The organism is Mobilitalea sibirica, assembly GCF_015999265.1.
In the GTDB taxonomy this organism is placed as follows: domain Bacteria; phylum Bacillota; class Clostridia; order Lachnospirales; family Lachnospiraceae; genus Mobilitalea; species Mobilitalea sibirica.
Genome location: NZ_JAEAGR010000018.1, coordinates 29,286 through 45,863, shown reverse-complemented (window position 1 = coordinate 45,863; position 16,578 = coordinate 29,286). Strand labels below are relative to the sequence as shown.

17 protein-coding genes are annotated in these 16,578 nt (G+C 36.6%); 2 read left to right on the top strand and 15 right to left on the bottom strand.

Features of this window, described 5'->3' with window-relative positions; all coding sequences use genetic code 11:
* Positions 1-290: 290 nt before the first annotated feature.
* The 9 genes from I5677_RS15055 to rd form a co-directional block, all read right to left on the bottom strand.
* Positions 291-1,682 carry a beta/alpha barrel domain-containing protein gene (locus I5677_RS15055; protein WP_197662471.1) on the bottom strand — a complete coding sequence of 464 codons (1,392 nt, stop codon included), beginning with the start codon at positions 1,680-1,682 and terminating at the stop codon, positions 291-293.
* Positions 1,683-1,742: 60 nt separating this feature from the next.
* Complete coding sequence (locus I5677_RS15050; protein WP_197662470.1) at positions 1,743-2,000, bottom strand: hypothetical protein; 258 nt, start codon at positions 1,998-2,000, stop codon at positions 1,743-1,745.
* Positions 1,981-2,712, bottom strand: a complete 732-nt coding sequence (locus I5677_RS15045) for a CpsD/CapB family tyrosine-protein kinase (RefSeq protein ID WP_197662469.1) — start codon at positions 2,710-2,712, stop codon at positions 1,981-1,983. The genes I5677_RS15050 and I5677_RS15045 overlap by 20 nt, the downstream gene beginning before the upstream one ends.
* 549 nt (positions 2,713-3,261) lie before the next feature.
* On the bottom strand, positions 3,262-4,047 hold the full coding sequence (locus I5677_RS15040) for a DUF554 domain-containing protein (protein ID WP_330617940.1): 786 nt from the start codon (positions 4,045-4,047) through the stop codon (positions 3,262-3,264).
* A 195-nt stretch (positions 4,048-4,242) separates the two neighbouring features.
* On the bottom strand, positions 4,243-4,815 hold the full coding sequence (locus I5677_RS15035) for a hydrolase (RefSeq protein ID WP_197662468.1): 573 nt from the start codon (positions 4,813-4,815) through the stop codon (positions 4,243-4,245).
* A 402-nt stretch (positions 4,816-5,217) separates the two neighbouring features.
* Positions 5,218-5,976, bottom strand: a complete 759-nt coding sequence (locus I5677_RS15030) for a tRNA threonylcarbamoyladenosine dehydratase (protein WP_197662467.1) — start codon at positions 5,974-5,976, stop codon at positions 5,218-5,220.
* A complete protein-coding gene (locus I5677_RS15025; protein ID WP_243456617.1) occupies positions 5,970-6,824 on the bottom strand; it encodes a tRNA 2-thiocytidine biosynthesis TtcA family protein in 855 nt (284 codons plus the stop codon). Before I5677_RS15025 ends, I5677_RS15030 begins: the two co-directional genes overlap by 7 nt.
* A gap of 155 nt (positions 6,825-6,979) precedes the next feature.
* Positions 6,980-8,101: a cysteine desulfurase family protein gene (locus I5677_RS15020; protein WP_197662466.1), complete on the bottom strand. Its 1,122-nt coding sequence runs from the start codon at positions 8,099-8,101 to the stop codon at positions 6,980-6,982.
* 448 nt (positions 8,102-8,549) lie between these two features.
* A complete protein-coding gene (gene rd / locus I5677_RS15015) occupies positions 8,550-8,711 on the bottom strand; it encodes a rubredoxin (protein WP_197662465.1) in 162 nt (53 codons plus the stop codon).
* Between the two features lie 314 nt (positions 8,712-9,025).
* On the opposite strand from rd, the gene I5677_RS15010 reads away from it, so the two are divergent.
* A complete protein-coding gene (locus tag I5677_RS15010; RefSeq protein ID WP_197662464.1) occupies positions 9,026-9,214 on the top strand; it encodes a ferredoxin in 189 nt (62 codons plus the stop codon).
* A 295-nt stretch (positions 9,215-9,509) separates the two neighbouring features.
* Here I5677_RS15010 and xylA read toward each other — a convergent pair whose 3' ends face one another.
* From xylA to I5677_RS14980, 6 genes are all read right to left on the bottom strand, one after another.
* A complete protein-coding gene (xylA, locus tag I5677_RS15005; RefSeq protein WP_197662463.1) occupies positions 9,510-10,826 on the bottom strand; it encodes a xylose isomerase in 1,317 nt (438 codons plus the stop codon).
* A gap of 349 nt (positions 10,827-11,175) precedes the next feature.
* Positions 11,176-12,126, bottom strand: a complete 951-nt coding sequence (locus tag I5677_RS15000; protein ID WP_197662508.1) for a S8 family peptidase — start codon at positions 12,124-12,126, stop codon at positions 11,176-11,178.
* A 587-nt stretch (positions 12,127-12,713) separates the two neighbouring features.
* Positions 12,714-12,944, bottom strand: a complete 231-nt coding sequence (locus tag I5677_RS14995; RefSeq protein WP_197662462.1) for an SHOCT domain-containing protein — start codon at positions 12,942-12,944, stop codon at positions 12,714-12,716.
* A gap of 167 nt (positions 12,945-13,111) precedes the next feature.
* Complete coding sequence (locus I5677_RS14990; protein ID WP_197662461.1) at positions 13,112-14,020, bottom strand: helix-turn-helix domain-containing protein; 909 nt, start codon at positions 14,018-14,020, stop codon at positions 13,112-13,114.
* 221 nt (positions 14,021-14,241) lie between these two features.
* Positions 14,242-15,198 carry an MBL fold metallo-hydrolase gene (locus I5677_RS14985; RefSeq protein ID WP_197662460.1) on the bottom strand — a complete coding sequence of 319 codons (957 nt, stop codon included), beginning with the start codon at positions 15,196-15,198 and terminating at the stop codon, positions 14,242-14,244.
* Between the two features lie 302 nt (positions 15,199-15,500).
* Entirely contained in the window at positions 15,501-15,830 is a 330-nt protein-coding gene (locus I5677_RS14980; RefSeq protein ID WP_197662459.1) for a cupin domain-containing protein, read from the bottom strand.
* A gap of 277 nt (positions 15,831-16,107) precedes the next feature.
* Between I5677_RS14980 and I5677_RS14975 the strand changes: the two genes are divergently transcribed.
* Positions 16,108-16,326, top strand: coding sequence for a chorion class high-cysteine HCB protein 13 (locus I5677_RS14975; RefSeq protein ID WP_197662458.1), 219 nt, complete (start codon positions 16,108-16,110; stop codon positions 16,324-16,326).
* Positions 16,327-16,578 lie beyond the last annotated feature (252 nt).

Here is a 16,578-nt window from a genome sequence, read left to right as displayed (position 1 = left end):
AAATCTAATGACTACCATATGGAGTTATTAATTCATCCGGAGGCGTCTAACCATTACATGCTTTGACTCCTAGCTAAGACACATTACAAGGGAAGCTATAAATTCAGCTTGTCTTTTTCATTCCTGTCAAGTGAATTGGCCTGCCAATCCATCCTGTTTTCTTCGAGTTTCTTATCTGACAAAGTATCGTTATTATTGTATGTCTTTCCCTATATCTTGTCAACCTTTGAAGAAGTTAACTTTTAAAAAGTTACTATAATAGGAAAACGAATAGTAAGTTAGCGAAAAAATCATTGAATATACAATCCCAGCTCTTCTTGAGCAACCTGAATGATTTCAATTAATTCATCATCGGTTATCACAGTTACCCGTCCTGTTTCATACTCTTTATCAACCCAGGCTTTAATATTCGCTACAATCGGATGTCCCTTATCTACAGTCTTTTCCCCTTTTAATTTAAAGAAGGTATTAATCCAATGGGCAATGCCTGCAAGACCGGAGGTATTAGATACAGCAACCAGCACTGGCCGGTTAAGGAATTTCTCCGTATCGAATATATTATAGATTTCTTCATTTTTTAACAGTCCATCCGCATGGATGCCTGCCCGGGTAACGTTAAAATTCTTCCCGACAAACGGAGTTCTTGACGGTACCCTATAACCAATTTCATTTTCAAAGTACTCAGCCAGCTCTGTAATCACAGTGGTGTCCATACCGTCTAAAGTTCCCTTAAGCTGTGCATATTCAAAGACCATGGCCTCCAAAGGTGTATTACCGGTTCTCTCACCGATACCAAACAAGGAGCAGTTGACACCGGAAGCACCGTATAACCAAGCCGTAGTGGAATTGGTGACCGCCTTATAAAAATCGTTATGTCCATGCCATTCTAACCATTTGGACGGAACATTGGCATGGGTTCGGATACCATAAATGATACCCTGCACCGATCTAGGAATGACGGCTCCGGCAAAATTCACTCCATATCCCATGGTGTCACAGGCTCTAATCTTCACCGGAATATTATATTCCTCGCTAAGTTTCATCAGTTTTGAACAGAAAGGGATTACAAAGCCGTGAATATCGGACCTGGTGATATCCTCCAGATGACAACGGGCAGCAATTCCGGTCTCCAGACACTCTCTGACAATATTCAAATAATGATTCATTGCCTCGCCTCTGGTCATCTTCATTTTATAGAAGATGTGATAATCGGAACAGCTTACTAAGATACCGGTTTCCTTTAAACCTATCTCCTTTACCAGTTCAAAATCCTTCTTACTGGCTCTGATCCAGGAAGTAACCTCAGGAAATTCGTATCCTCTTTCTAAACAACTGTATACAGCATCCCTGTCTTTTTTGCTGTACAAAAAGAATTCACTTTGGCGGATTAATCCCTTAGGTCCTCCTAAGCGATGCAGATAGTCATACATGGTTACTATCTGCTGCGTTGTATAAGGTGCTCTGGATTGCTGTCCGTCTCGAAACGTAGTGTCCGTAATAAAGATTTCCTCCGGCAAGTGATGTGGAACAATTCTGTCATTAAATGCAATCTTAGGTATCTCGTCATAAGGAAATAAATTTCTAAAGGTGTTTGGCTGATCCACTTCCACCAGCGGATAAATCGGCTCTTCTAATTGAAGAAGATTATTATGCGGATTTATAAATACTTTTCTTTGATCCATATGCAACGCTCTCCATTATAATTAAAATTTGTTTTATTGTATACAATTATACTTGTATTGTCAACTATGATTTTCATTACTTTTCCATCCCACACGGAGTAAGCAGACAGAAGCCCCTAATCCAAAGGATATCCATAGGGAGGAGGATAATTCACAGCTCTGTTGTTTACTTCTTTGCTCGTATTCTCCGATATTGTTTTCTAAATGGGCCGACCTTGCAAAAATATTGTTTTGCGGAATGTAATTAAGCATTAAGGTTATCAGAAAAAGCATCACAATCACGGCCAGTTTTATTTTATTATGATTTTTTCGAAACATAATCTTTCACCGACTTTCTAATTTTCAACAAATAACGCTTTTCATATTTACGGTATCTATAATAAATTGGTCTACCATTGTTAGCTTTATTTAATATAGCTCCCAGGATAAGACAGCCTGTCTTTGTTAGCTGATTTTTAATACGTAAAACAAGTTTTGGAGAGCCGCAATTCGCTTCAATCACCATAATTGCACCATCACAATTCTTTGCTATCACCGCACTATCAATGACACTACCTAAGGGAGGCGAATCGATAATAATATAATCATAAGCTTGTTTCAGATGTTCCATTAACTTTAGAAAAAAGTTATTTTGTAGGAGCTCGGAGGGATTCGGTGCTACAGGGCCGGCAAAGATAACGGATAAATTCTTAATATTACTTAGATAAATCACATCTTCCTTCGAGTAGATACCGGAAAGATAATGCGTCAATCCCCGAACGGCTCGGTCTATATGATATCTGCCGGCAAATACGGATTTCCGCAAATCAGCATCAACAAAAACCACTCTCTTCCCATCCTCAGCCATGGATATAGCCAATCGGAAGGAAACCTCCGTCTTACCCTCACCCTGCAATGAACTTGTTATTACAATTGCCTTAATCTGCTTGCCACAGAAAGCAATGTTCGTTCTGATTGCTTTATAAGCCTCGTTTGCTTCATAATCGATTGGCTTAATATTCTCAAAATTGACCCTGATAGGAACCCCCACAATATACTTCCTTTCAATTTATAACGCTACTTATTTTCAATAATTTACATTTTTTAACAATTTATATTATAACAAAGTCAGCCATAAAGTCAATAATGATTACCATTTATTTACATAACCTATACATTTATTGTACGCATTTATTTACAAAAATCGCATTTGTTTCGGTATTAATCACTTCAGTTTTAGTAACTAACTTTAAAGAACACTTCTGTTCGCCTAGGCATAACCATATCAGTAACATAACCGTCAAACAGTGTATCAGGATAAAATCATATTCTCTGTTTAACTATTTTGAAACAGCTCCATTTTTATTTTTTTGATATATGATAAAACAGGATATAGGGTCTCCCCACACACTTGTTGGAGTACACCTCCCTTACTTAGTTTTCCTTCTTCGAACATAAATACTCGTATAAGGTAAAACAAACAAAGTAAGGGAGGTGTTCACCAAATAGTATATTGAGGAAACCCTATATCCCGTCTTATCTTTCAAGCTATTATTACTATAACAGCTACATTTTTTATACCATCTATTATTTTTATTTATTATAATACATTTACAATAATCTCATAGAATACCGGAACCAGTACCGCCGGTAACAGATTACCGCATTTAATCTTTTTCCCAAATATCATATTAATTCCGATGCCAAAGATTAAGATAGAACCCACGAAGGAAATATTCGCGATTAAACGATCACTTAAGAAGGGTTCAATATAAGTAGCTGATAATGTTATAATACCCTGGTAGACTCCAACCGGCAGTACGGAGAAAAATACTCCGATACCCAGAGTGGATGCAAAAAATATGGCAACAACACCATCGATAACGCCTTTTGCTAAAAGCATATTAGGATCACCGGACAATCCGTCCTGCAAAGATCCTATGATCGCCATCGCTCCGATGCAAAATAGCAAGGAGCTGCTTACAAAACCTTCGACAAAACCATGTCCTTTTTCACCTTTTACTTTGAGTGTTTTTTTTATCCACTCCCCAAGATGATCAAGTCTTAATTCCACATCAATAATTTCCCCGATAAAAGCACCTAAGGCCAAAGAAACGATCATTAACATAATATTTTCGGAGCTGAGACTATTGCCTTTTACGATAAACAGACCCTGAAGAGCACCACTGATACCGATGAACATTACCGCAAGTCCCAGAGCATTCATTATATTATCCTGAAAGCGCTTCTTTAAGCCCTCTTTTAATACAATGCCAATCGTCGAACCGATTAAAATAAATGCTATATTACCTAATGTACCTAATCCTACCATAGTTATTTTACTGCCAATTAACCCGAATACGGTGTATTTATTGTATTGTCTCATTCCTCTCCACCAAACCAAATATCTGCTGTAATACAAATAAATGAGATATTACTCTAATCAGCATATCCTCCTTTAATATATCATTATGTCATGAAACACTTTCGTTCTGTATTTAGCCGAACCTGATAACGTTACTACCATTTATAGCACCATTTCTTAATAGACGCAAGTACAAAATAATAAAGCATCGTTACATTACACCAGTCCTGTCGTCTGTTCCACTTCCCGCAGAGCGTAAATCGTCTTCTCCATTAATTCATCCAGTTCCCACCCTAACATCTGTGCCCCATTTGTTATAACCTCCCTCGAACAGCCTGCTGCAAATTTGGGGGTCTTAAACTTTTTACGTACCGAGCTAAGCTCCAGATCCATCGTGCTTTTTGAAGGACGCATGATGGCAGCGGCACCAATTAAACCGGTTAATTCATCCACCGCATATAGTACCTTTTCCATCTCATGATCCGGTTTTATATCCACGCAGATTCCGTATCCATGGCTGGCCGTTGCACGAATGAGTCTTTCATCCAAACCTCGTTCTTTCATAATCTGTTGAGATTTCACACAATGCTCGTCCGGATACATGCCAAAATCAAGGTCATGGAGTAATCCTACCAGACCCCAGAACTCGGTTTCTTCCTCATATCCTAATTCTCTGGCAAAGTATCTCATAACTCCTTCTACTACCCTTGCATGTTTTAAATGAAATTCTTCTTTATTAAATTCTGTCAGCAGCTCCCAAGCTTCCTCTCTGGTCGGCAATTTTCCCATATTAAATCATCCTTTCATAATATATTAATATAAATGATTTGACTTAAGTTTCAAAAGCACCTTCAGTGCTTTCCGGCTGGAAGGTAAGGCTATGCAAGTTTACTTGCAATATCCTTATCTTCCATTCAGAAAATGTAAGCAGTACTTAGAAACTTAATTCGTATTTTTTAAATCAAAACAAATATTTAGAATATAGTAGCTGATACATCACTGCAATGTATAGAAAAAAGTATGATAAAATCATTAGCTATCTCTTATATGTTCTCATACGGCAACTTATGATGAGTTTAACAAAACATAGGAAGCCAGTATGAAAATTCATACACTGTGATATTTCGTAACTTAAATGATTTTAACATACTTTTCAGTAAAATGAAATGTGCGAAGCTATCATAAAATGAATTATACAATCCCAGTAATATCTTTAATCACTTCTCCGGCAATAATAAGTCCTGCCACAGAAGGTACGAAGGAGGTACTTCCGGGAATTTGTCTCTTCTCGGTGCATTTGCGCTCCGCTCCCGGAGGGCAGATACAGCCAACCTTACAGCTATTTGACATATCTTCTATGGGTTTTCTGGCTGGCTCCTTCGAATAAACCACTTTTAATTTCTTAACCCCCCTGACCTTAAGTTCCTTCCTCATCACCTTTGCAAGTGGGCACATAGAGGTTTTATAGATATCAGTCACTTCAAACCTTGTTGGGTCTAACTTATTACCCGCACCCATACAGCTTATGATTGGGGTGTTTTTATCCTGTGCTCTCAGTATCATCTCGATCTTGGCAGATACGGTATCGATTGCATCCACTATATAAGTATAATCAGCAAAGTTAAATTGATCCGCAGTTTGGGCACTATAAAAACACTGATGGGTAGTTACTGTTGCCTTAGGATTAATCTCTAAAATTCGCTCTTTCATAACCTCCACCTTATACTTACCCACTGTTTTTCTTGTGGCTATAATCTGTCGGTTGATATTCGTAAGGCACACTTTATCATCATCGATTAAATCAAAGCTGCCGACGCCGCTGCGGGCTAAGGCTTCCACCGTATAACCACCCACACCCCCTATACCAAATACCGCAACTCTTGCACTGCCTAACTTCTCCATCGCTTCCTTACCTAACAACAGCTCAGTACGGGAAAACTGGTTTAACATGCTGAACCTCCCTTCGTATCATAATCATCAAGAAAATGATACTGCATTGTCTTATCATGATATCCGATTATCGTATCCAGATTCACATTATGGATACTTCGGAATATATTCATATCAATACTTGCATTAGTTTGTCTGAATTTTTTGATTAAAGCCTTCATCTCCTGCCGCTTCGAACCACCGCCACCATTATCACAGAGCGTACAGTTCTCGGTCAGACGGCAGGCACATTGAATAAACTGAAGTTCATTATACTGCTTCCAAGCCAGAATGTCCGCTTCCTTAACCATATAAAGTGGCCGTATAAGCTCCATTCCGGGATGATTGGTGCTATGAAGCTTCGGCATCATTGTCTGTATTTGCCCTCCGTATAGCATTCCCATTAAGACGGTCTCAATCACATCATCAAAATGATGTCCTAGGGCAATTTTATTACAGCCCAGCGCCTGGGCATTCTTATAAAGGTATCCTCTACGCATTCTGGCACACAGATAGCAGGGGGAATCATCCACCTCTGCAACAATATCATATATCTGCGTTTCAAATATTGTGATTGGTATGTTAAGTAGCTTCGCATTATTGATAATTGTCTGTCGGTTTATCTCATTATAGCCGGGGTCCATCACCAGAAAGACCAGCTCAAAGGGTATCTTCCCGTGACGTTGTATCTCCTGCATACATTTTGCCAGCAGCATCGAATCCTTACCCCCGGAGATACATACGGCGATCTTATCTCCTTCTTTTATCAATTCATATTGGTTGATCCCGTCAATGAACTTTTTCCAAATTGGTTTTCGAAACTTCTTAATAATACTTCGTTCTATTATCTGATGTTTTTCCATATCCATAATTATACCACTTTCTAATTATCTGTCTATTTTATGTTAATCTATATCCTCATTTCACTGTTATCTATCTTCTTTATCACCGAAAACGAAGCTTAGGGTAAAGCGAATAATCAATGTATCGGTACGATCAATAAATCTTTTTATTATTTCAAATCTCAACTAGTCAATCTATGATAGCATTTCGTAAAGACCTCTTTAAAAATGTTAATCTCCTCCTCGGTTGTTAGATGACTTAAGCTGATTCGAAAGGAAGACATCGCATTCTTACGATCCTTTGTAATAGCATATACCGGTCTAGAAGGAGAATTTTGAACGGAACAGGCTGATTTAATAGATACACAGATTCCTTCTTTCTCCAATGCATCTGTAAACGTAACCGCCTTTACGCCTTGTATACTGATATTAAGGATATGCGGTATGCAATATTCGGTACTGTTAATACGAACCTTAGAAAATGTTGTGAAAAACTGTTTTAAATCCTCATTCCGTGTTCTTATATATTGAAACCGTTCTTCAAGTTGAACTAGTGCTGTCTCAAGGGCCTTACAAAGAGCTGCAGCCATTGCCAGATCCGGTGTCCCACTTCGATACAAGGTAGTACTGCTTCCCCCATGAATTAAGGGCTCTATGATCACTGACTCTCGCTTTATTAAAACACCACAACCATTTAATCCATAGAATTTATGGGGCGTGAATGTCATTAAGTCAATATTCTCAAAAGAAACTGGGACCTTACCGATTGCCTGAGTAGCATCCGTATGAAAATAACAATTCGGATAATTTAATAATAATGCCCCAATATCTTTTATCTGCTGTAAAATCCCTAATTCACTGTCAACATAACAAATGGATACGAGAACGGTATCTTTTCTAAGTAATTCCTTCAAATGATTGATATCTACCAATCCGTCCTCCGTAATATCTACCAGATCAATTTCATATCCTAAGGATTGCAGATAGGTCAGGGCACCGCTTACGGAGGAATGTTCCAGGCAAGTTGAGATGATATGCTTACCGTTATGCTTATACGCCTGAACCAGACCCTTAATTGCCAGATTATTGGCTTCACTGGCTCCTGAGGTATAGATAATCTCATTCGGCTTTACCTGTAAAAGCTCAGCCATATGCTGCGTGATCTCCTCTAATCTTTCCTTAGCGGTTGTTCCAAGCTTATGACGGGAATTCGGATTGGCAATATTACCTAAACTCTCTTTACAAAAACAATCCAATACCCCTTGATCTACCGGAGTATTGGCAGCATAGTCTAAATATATCATGAAAACACCTCTTATCATCGACTTCATAATGATAAAACCATCATTCTTACTTAACTATAAAGTAATCATTACTATAAAGTAATTATTTATATCACTATCACAACCGATTATACAAAAAACTTTCTTAACCGATTTAACTCAGGGTCGCTTAGGTGTATATTATAAAGCTATATTCCTACTACGTCAATAGAATTTGTATGGTTAACAACGTTCTTGGATCGTTATTGAATTCATGATACAAACATAGTTTGATCCGGGCACGCTCTTGCTTGGATGAAGTAATTATTGGTATATAAGACCGTAAAACACGCGGTCTAAGTACCAACGACTTATACAGTTGCTCACTAAATTATGTTTGCATCACTCTGAAAAATTTTCTTATAACATATAGAAAAAACTGTCCTACCCTATTCTCTTTATGAAAATAGGATAGGACAGTTAGATCAACTTATTTAATTTCTTCGAATTCATCCTTGCCAACACCGCAAACAGGACAAACCCAATCCTCAGGAACATCTTCCCATTTTGTTCCCGGTGCAATTCCGCTATCCGGATCGCCCAGTTCTTCATCGTAAATGTAACCACATGCAGTACATTCAAACTTTTTCATATCAATTACCTCCATATATTTGTATTATTAACATAATCATACACTAATATGTATATCACAGAATGCCATAAATTTCAAATGTTATTATACTTTTTTGGTTATAAATCATACTATCCCCTTACAATTTCTCATAAATATGTTATACTGTGAAGTAAAGCAGATATGGTAAATTTTATATTATAAACTAAATTGAATTTATCTTTTAACAATCTGCTTTCAAAGGAATATATATAACACCAAAATCATATCTTAACTTGGTGTTATAACACACTGTGAATTATCATTTAATTCACCAATCAGAAGGAGGAATGTTTATGAAAGCTTCAATTGATCGTGATGGATGTATTGGTTGCGAACTCTGTGCTGAGACCTGTCCGGCAGTTTTTCGTATGGACGACGATGGGCTTGCCGAGGTTTATGTAAATTCGGTACCGGCAGATTCGGAAGATTTAGCACAGGAAGCAGCAGACAATTGTCCTGTCAGTGTAATCTCAGTTGAATAATACATATGTCTTGAGGTGCAGCTTTACTCCTCAAAAAACATACGAACCCTAAAAAAACGGGGCTGTTTCAAAAAAACAATGGGAATATAATCTACCTCTTACACAGATTGATGGACATATTTTCGATTTTTGTATGCCTTGTGCGAACACTTCTGTTCCCACAAGGCATAACAAAATCAATAACATATCTGTCAAACAGTGTATTACGGTAAAATCATATTCCCCGCTTAACTATTTTGAAACAGCCCAGTCTTTTTACTCTATCTATCCGTAGTTCATAGTTTTATTGAGTGAACTATTTTGTTTCTAAGATATATTGATTAAGAACCATTTCCAGCATTTCCTGTCTACCGGACTTATTCACAGTAGCACCATTCTTAAGTGCATAAGCTTCTAACTCCTTGAAACCTACTTTACCTTCTACGATATCTTTACCAATACCCTCGGTATAGCTTGCATAGCGCTCAGCCTTGAAGTTTTCAAATACTTTATCTTCAAGCAATCTTGCAGCCACTTTTAAGCCTTTTGCAAAGGTATCCATACCTGCGATATAAGCGAAGAATAAATCATCATCTTCAAAGGATGCACGACGAACCTTGGAGTCAAAGTTCAAACCACCTTTTTTAAGGCCACCATCTAATAAGATTTCGTACATAGCCAATGTTGTATCATATACATTGGTCGGGAACTGGTCAGTATCCCATCCAAGCATCGGGTCACCAGTATTAGCATCTACACTACCAAGAACTCCGTTGATACGGCTCATGTTTAATTCATGTTGGAAGGTATGCATAGCTAAGGTTGCATGGTTTGCTTCAATGTTCATCTTGAAGTAATCCTGAAGATTATATTTTCTTAAGAAAGAAAGTACAGTCGCTGTATCAAAGTCATACTGATGCTTTGTAGGTTCCTTCGGCTTTGGCTCGATTAAGAACTGTCCTGTAAAACCGATTTCCTTCGCATAATCAACTGCCATCTGTAATAATCTTGCCAGATTATCAAGCTCTAAGCCTGTATCTGTATTAAGTAAGGTTTCATAACCTTCACGACCACCCCAGAATACGTAGTTTTCACCACCTAATTCCTTCGTAATCTCCATAGCCTTCTTAATCTGTGCTGCAGCATATGCAAATACAGTTGCATTGCAGGATGTTCCTGCACCGTGAACGAATTTGTCATCGCTAAAGGCATTGGTAGTACCCCAAAGGCATTTGATTCCGGTACGTGCCATTTCTTCTTTAATAACAACAACGATTTCATCTAATCTTCTGTTTGTTTCTTCAAGAGTAGCTGCTCTAGGAGCAATATCCTGATCATGGAAGCAGAAGAATGGAATCTGCATTTTCTCCATGAATTCGAAAGCCGCATGTACTCTTTCCTTTGCTTTTTGCATTACATCAGCTGTATTATCCCATTCACGTGTCATTGTTGTGCCGCCGAATGGGTCAGTTCCCATGTATGTGAAGGTATGCCAGTAAGACATTGCAAATCTTAAATGCTCCTTCATCGTTTTTCCCATTACTACTTCCTCAGGGTTGTAGTATTTAAAAGCAAGCGGGTTCTTGCTTTCGGGTCCTTCGTATTGAATTTTACCTACGTTAAAATAAGCCATAATTCATTTCCTCCTTTTAATATTCTTGACAAGGAAATTGTATCAATTTCCTTGTATTCTCACTTGTTTTCTTAAAAATTACTGATACTTAGGCGATACACTTAACGGTATTATTTAAGCTATCATTATCCTTAGCAATTCTAGATTTTCTATTCTTTCTTTCAGATAAAACTTAAAATTACTTTTAAATTATGTATAAAATGCCCGTATCCATATGTAATTATTTAATATTTCAGGAATCTAATTCCTTACTTAATTATAATGCTTTTCCAAAAATAATACAACCACTAATTTGTAAATTTAATAAACTAATTCATATTTCTTAATGAATAGCGTTTAAGTTGCTTCTCTATTCTAAAAGTTTTCTTATATTCAACAATCCCCAGCCTTGTTTTTCCCAATGCTGACCCAAATCAACCGCACTCTCCCTTAGCTTAAGCTTAACCTCCCGATTAGAAAGCCTTGGATTGGCTCCCAGTAATAATGCAATTGCTCCGGATACAACTGGTGTTGCCATAGAAGTCCCACTTTTTATCGTATACATCATTGGTGAATCAGCTGAATGAAACCTCAATCCGTTTCTGTTTCTGGATACGAACCGACTTATGTTACATGATATAATATTAGAACCCGGGGCAACGATATCCGGTTTTTTTATGCAATAAGGAGTCGGTCCCCGCCCCGAATAATCCTTGGTACGATTCCCGAACACTTCTACTGCCACATTATCATCTGAAGACCCGACTGTAATTACCTTGCGACTGATACCCGGAGTTGAAATTGACATAGGTCCGGGTCCGTTATTACCGGCTGCTACTACCACAACAATACCACTGTCCCAGGTTGCATTTACGCCTTGTACCAATAGCGAATTCTCATCGAGACTATCTTTGGCAGAGGTTCCGACACTTATATTCACGACTCTGATATTATATTTTTTTCGGTTGTCAATAATCCATTGCAGTCCAGCCAAAACATCGGATATATTACCATCACCGCGATGATCCAGTACTTTTACCGATATAAAGTTACATGCAGGTGCTACACCCATATATTTACCCTTTGATGAATAACCGTTTCCACCTATGATACCAGCCACATGGGTACCATGACCGTTATCGTCGTATGGTTCTGTATAATGATTTATAAAATCCTTAAAGGCGATAACCCTGTTACCGCCCTCTGTAAAATCCTTATGAAGACTAATTCCGGTGTCAATGATTGCGACACCGACACCCTTGCCATAATATCCATTTTCATGAGCCCAATGACTTTCAATGATATCTCCCACACGGTTCATCTGTGCCGTTATATGGGTATCCATTTCAACAGTGATTAGTCCATCCAATGCTTTAATACTATCAATTTTATCTGAATCTACCTCGATGACATAGGCATCAATCATTGGAAGTCTGTATTTAATATGACCCAATCCTTCCATTGTTTTTAATCTCTTTTCATACTCACTGCAATGTACAATAATCTGGACTTTATTTTGCTTTTCCATATCAAAGCTCCATAGTTTTTGTATTATCCTATTCCGACAGCTTTGCCAATATACTATTCTATACTCGTGTTATCTGAATTACTATCTACATTGTTTACAACATGATTATTATTCTGTTATTTCATCTTATTTCCCCGAAACATCATAAAAATCATACCACCCTTTTATTGTTATTTCCATGACAACTCATAAAAAGTCTTCTGTTTCGTTATTACATATATTAATTAAATACGTTTCGGCTTAATTCTATTAAAAAATGTGGAGCTATTATGGATACAAAACAGGGTGATATACCGGCCGGCAATAGTAGCATAAAATAAAGGTTATAACATTATATTTACCTCTTTGTGATAAACATTAGCTACAACCCTAATTATAATTTATGGTTCATTTAACATCCGCTTTTTATGAATATATTCTTCTTCTGATATTTCTCCTTTAGCATAACGTTGATCTAATATTTCCAGTGCAGCATTTCCTCTGTTTTCTATACGATAATTGCTATTATTTCTCTGTCCGTGTCTTATTACAGCAATAACAATAAGTACAATGACTAATAGAGGTATGAGAATAACTGCCCACATAATTAAAAAAGCAAAACTAAAATTCATTATCATCCATCCTTTCTGTCTTCTCTTTTGTCTTAATCCTTATTCTACTTAGGACCTAATATTTATTGTATTGTATTTTTTAAAAAATATCATGTGATTTAAGTACTTTTTTCACATTTATTCTTTTTTATATGTATCCCACTTGCATGTGTATTCACTAATTTTTCTTACTTATGATTATAGATGCGGCGATATTCTGAAGGTGTATAATTTATTCTTTTTTTAAACGCCTTGCTAAAATAACTAATGTCACTAAATCCGGTCCTTTCACAGATTTCTTCAACGGATAGCTGTGTATCACGAAGCAAGGTCGATGCCATACTTAGCCGTAGCTGTACTAAATAACGATTTATGGAGGAGCCTGTATACTTCTTGAAATCAGTTAGTAAGGTTGTTCGATTGGTATGAAATTCTTCGGTAAGTTTTTCAATTGTAATTTTTTGATTATAACAGGTTTGAAGGTAACATATCACATCAACTGCCAGCTTCGAACAACCATTAAAAATCTGAACATTGCTTACCGTTTCATCCATCCCCTCCTGCCGAACCAGACAAAACAAGATTTCAAATAGATAGGATCTGCTCCTACAAGGCCAATTACTGTTATCCTGCTTCAATAGTTCCTCCTGCATCTGTGATATTCTATGCTCCATAACAGTAGAATCCATTGCCCGAAGAGGAAGTAGCTTCCTATTCAATTGGGTGTCCCATTTAAACTGCTTAAGATAATATAAGTCTTGCATAATGGTGGATGATAGCCTTGATGGATTTGGATGATTGATATAATCCGGATCAAAAGCCCCATTAATTAGCTTTGGTTTAAAAATAATTACTTTTATATCTTGTTTCGGATATTCGTGAAACTCGATCTTATCTTTTTCATTTAAACATATCGCATTAGAGCCGGTGAGAACAATTTCTTTTTGATTTAAGAGAAAATGGCATGTACCTGATTTCATATAGATAATTTTAAAGTACTCTTTCGCTTCATCCACCATACATATGGTAGGATCACCTGAAACGGATAAAGCGAAAACATACCCTGTAAAGTATTGAAATCCTATCGTATCTAACATCAATAAAACACCTGCCATCCAAAATAATATTTTTTATATTATAATAGATAACAGGTGCCATGTAAATGAATAATAGATCACACCAAAATCATATCTTAGCTTTATTTTATTCATAGATTCATTTTATAAACAGCAGATAATATCCATTTTAATAAAAGGTAATTCGTACACTTGATCTACTGATTTTATTGTTTATTTAATAATACTAATATAAATATAAATTATTTATATTTATAGTTATTTAATATGCGATATACTGTCAGGTTTTTTTCCGGTAAATCTTCTGTGGCTATGGCAAGTTTATTCTCAAATTCCGTTATGGGCCCATATTTTTCTTCCAATACCGGCAGTGTATTATCCGTATAATGAGTCGGTATAACAATCTTGGGATTTAATTGTTCTATCAGCTGAAATCCTTTTTTATTCTTTAAAGACATGGATGAATAACTGTTCTCAAACTGCATGAAAGCAATATCAATCTCACCTAACTCCTTCAATTGTTCCTCTGTTAAAAATGTCTGTCCTATATCTCCCATATGAGCAATCCGAAGACCATCTACCTCCAGTACAATCATCACATTGAAATTCTCCGGTATAATGGTATCGTTGTTATGGGACGAAAGGATTGTATACACATGAAAATCATTCAGTTGTATATCAGCCTTTTCATATTTTACCGTAGGACAGTCATAAGCTTGTAAGAAAATCCGATCGTTATGGTCAGGATGCCCATGAGTAATAAAAATACCGGCAGGATTAATATCCACTAAATCGGTATCCGGCATACTTGTAGGATCAAGTACAATACTTTCACCATTCACCGAAGTAATGATATAGGAAGTATATGGATATGCTGTACTTGTGGATACCGTCTGTATTAGCACCTTACCGGTATCATTCACGGTCAAAGGCATTACTAATTCGGGCGTCGGAGTAGGGGTAGAGGTCGGGACCTGGGTAGCTTTCTCAGTTTCCTTCATAGTTTTATTCTCCTCCATATCGGATACCTCCGTTTTATTATCAATAGGATCCTTTTGATCAGAAGTATCATTCATCTCGTTTTCTGTCCCCTCCTGATTCGTTGTCTGTATATCACCGTCGACATAATCCTCACTCTTTTCTACACATCCTTGTAACATAACAACAGCAACTATAATTATTAGAATTATTTTCTTCATCTCATCCCTCCTTATGATATTTCTTCAAATCGAATCATATCATAGCGGAGATTCTTATCCTATGTAATATTTACAATTATATTTGTATTATCATTCATATCTAGCTTAGCTCAAGGACTGTTACATAATAAATATGCCGGGAACATAGTTTCCCTCACACATAAGTTGATGGTATACCACACTCCCGGCTCAAAGATTTACAGTAATCCCTTGTTAAGCATGTATATTTGTTTATAACTAGGCGTATTACTTTACTACCCGAAAACATTTTTATATCACATAATATGGTTAAATGCTATTCTCTAAAAAACAACTGTTAATAACATCTTAAATTGTTCTTCTCCATATACTGCATGAGGAATATTATTAGGCATAATCAAGCTTTCACCTTTTTTTAAGATAAATTCCTCTTCTCCAACCGTAAACTTGCCAACTCCGTCCAATACAGTTACCATGGCATCTCCATTAGAGGAATGGCTGCTGATCTCTTCGTCCTTATCAAAAGAAAACAAAGTAATGCTTACATTGGGATTCTGAACAAGAGTTTTACTTACCACCTGTCCTTTTTGATAGGTTAACTCTTCTTCCAGCCTTAATATAGTTGATTGATCAATGTTCTTTAATTTGTTCATAGTCAAACTCCTTTCTTAAATTCATTCTCTTAATTTCTTCTTACTCATCAAATTAGCATGCTCTTTTTTCCAGCTTACTATTTAATTAACATAAATATCCATCTCTATTATAACAAGTAAATTTAAAATCATTGTAGCCACGGATACAATTCTATTAAACAACTGGATTAATTTGTCGCAAAATCTACAAAAATTTCTATATTTATTTCTGAAAATAGGAAATCAGTCAAGCTAACCTTCATATGATACATTGTAATTAATATTAGGAGGATCAACTATGAGTGATTTAGCAGCAACACATTGCGACGGTGGACTTGGTAATAATAACTGTGATTGTCTTTTGATAATCATCCTTTTATTATGCTGCTGTGGCGGTAATGGCTTTGGAAATGGATTTGGTGGAGGCGGTTGCGGAGGCAACGATGGCTGCAATAGTATCATCTGGATTATTCTTATCCTCTGCTGCTGCTGCGGTAACGGATTTGGTGGCTTCTAAAGCAGTCTTACACACAAAAAACCATTACTTCGAAATCAGAAGTAAGAAAAAGCTGCGTTTTACGCAGCTTTTTTTTGCTGTTTTTTCTTTGCTTTATACTTTCATTATTTTAATTAATTAAAACCTGCATGTTATTGCTTGATTATTTCAATATTACTAATTAATAACATTCTTATTACGTTATATCGATACGTTTCTTCTTGCTTGCTCTTTTCTTTTTATTTTTTAAGTCTTCTCAAGTTACAATCTGTT

Bases quoted from the DNA above. Each gene is read 5' to 3' on its own strand.
- I5677_RS15055 (WP_197662471.1), bottom strand. From the start codon at position 1,682: ATGGATCAAAGAAAAGTATTTATAAATCCGCATAATAATCTTCTTCAA.
- I5677_RS15050 (WP_197662470.1), bottom strand. From the start codon at position 2,000: ATGTTTCGAAAAAATCATAATAAAATAAAACTGGCCGTGATTGTGATG.
- I5677_RS15040 (WP_330617940.1), bottom strand. From the start codon at position 4,047: ATGAGACAATACAATAAATACACCGTATTCGGGTTAATTGGCAGTAAA.
- I5677_RS15035 (WP_197662468.1), bottom strand. From the start codon at position 4,815: ATGGGAAAATTGCCGACCAGAGAGGAAGCTTGGGAGCTGCTGACAGAA.
- I5677_RS15030 (WP_197662467.1), bottom strand. From the start codon at position 5,976: ATGTTAAACCAGTTTTCCCGTACTGAGCTGTTGTTAGGTAAGGAAGCG.
- I5677_RS15025 (WP_243456617.1), bottom strand. From the start codon at position 6,824: ATGGATATGGAAAAACATCAGATAATAGAACGAAGTATTATTAAGAAG.
- I5677_RS15020 (WP_197662466.1), bottom strand. From the start codon at position 8,101: ATGATATATTTAGACTATGCTGCCAATACTCCGGTAGATCAAGGGGTA.
- rd (WP_197662465.1), bottom strand. From the start codon at position 8,711: ATGAAAAAGTTTGAATGTACTGCATGTGGTTACATTTACGATGAAGAA.
- I5677_RS15010 (WP_197662464.1), top strand. From the start codon at position 9,026: ATGAAAGCTTCAATTGATCGTGATGGATGTATTGGTTGCGAACTCTGT.
- xylA (WP_197662463.1), bottom strand. From the start codon at position 10,826: ATGGCTTATTTTAACGTAGGTAAAATTCAATACGAAGGACCCGAAAGC.
- I5677_RS15000 (WP_197662508.1), bottom strand. From the start codon at position 12,126: ATGAACCGTGTGGGAGATATCATTGAAAGTCATTGGGCTCATGAAAAT.
- I5677_RS14995 (WP_197662462.1), bottom strand. From the start codon at position 12,944: ATGAATTTTAGTTTTGCTTTTTTAATTATGTGGGCAGTTATTCTCATA.
- I5677_RS14990 (WP_197662461.1), bottom strand. From the start codon at position 14,020: ATGTTAGATACGATAGGATTTCAATACTTTACAGGGTATGTTTTCGCT.
- I5677_RS14985 (WP_197662460.1), bottom strand. From the start codon at position 15,198: ATGAAGAAAATAATTCTAATAATTATAGTTGCTGTTGTTATGTTACAA.
- I5677_RS14980 (WP_197662459.1), bottom strand. From the start codon at position 15,830: ATGAACAAATTAAAGAACATTGATCAATCAACTATATTAAGGCTGGAA.
- I5677_RS14975 (WP_197662458.1), top strand. From the start codon at position 16,108: ATGAGTGATTTAGCAGCAACACATTGCGACGGTGGACTTGGTAATAAT.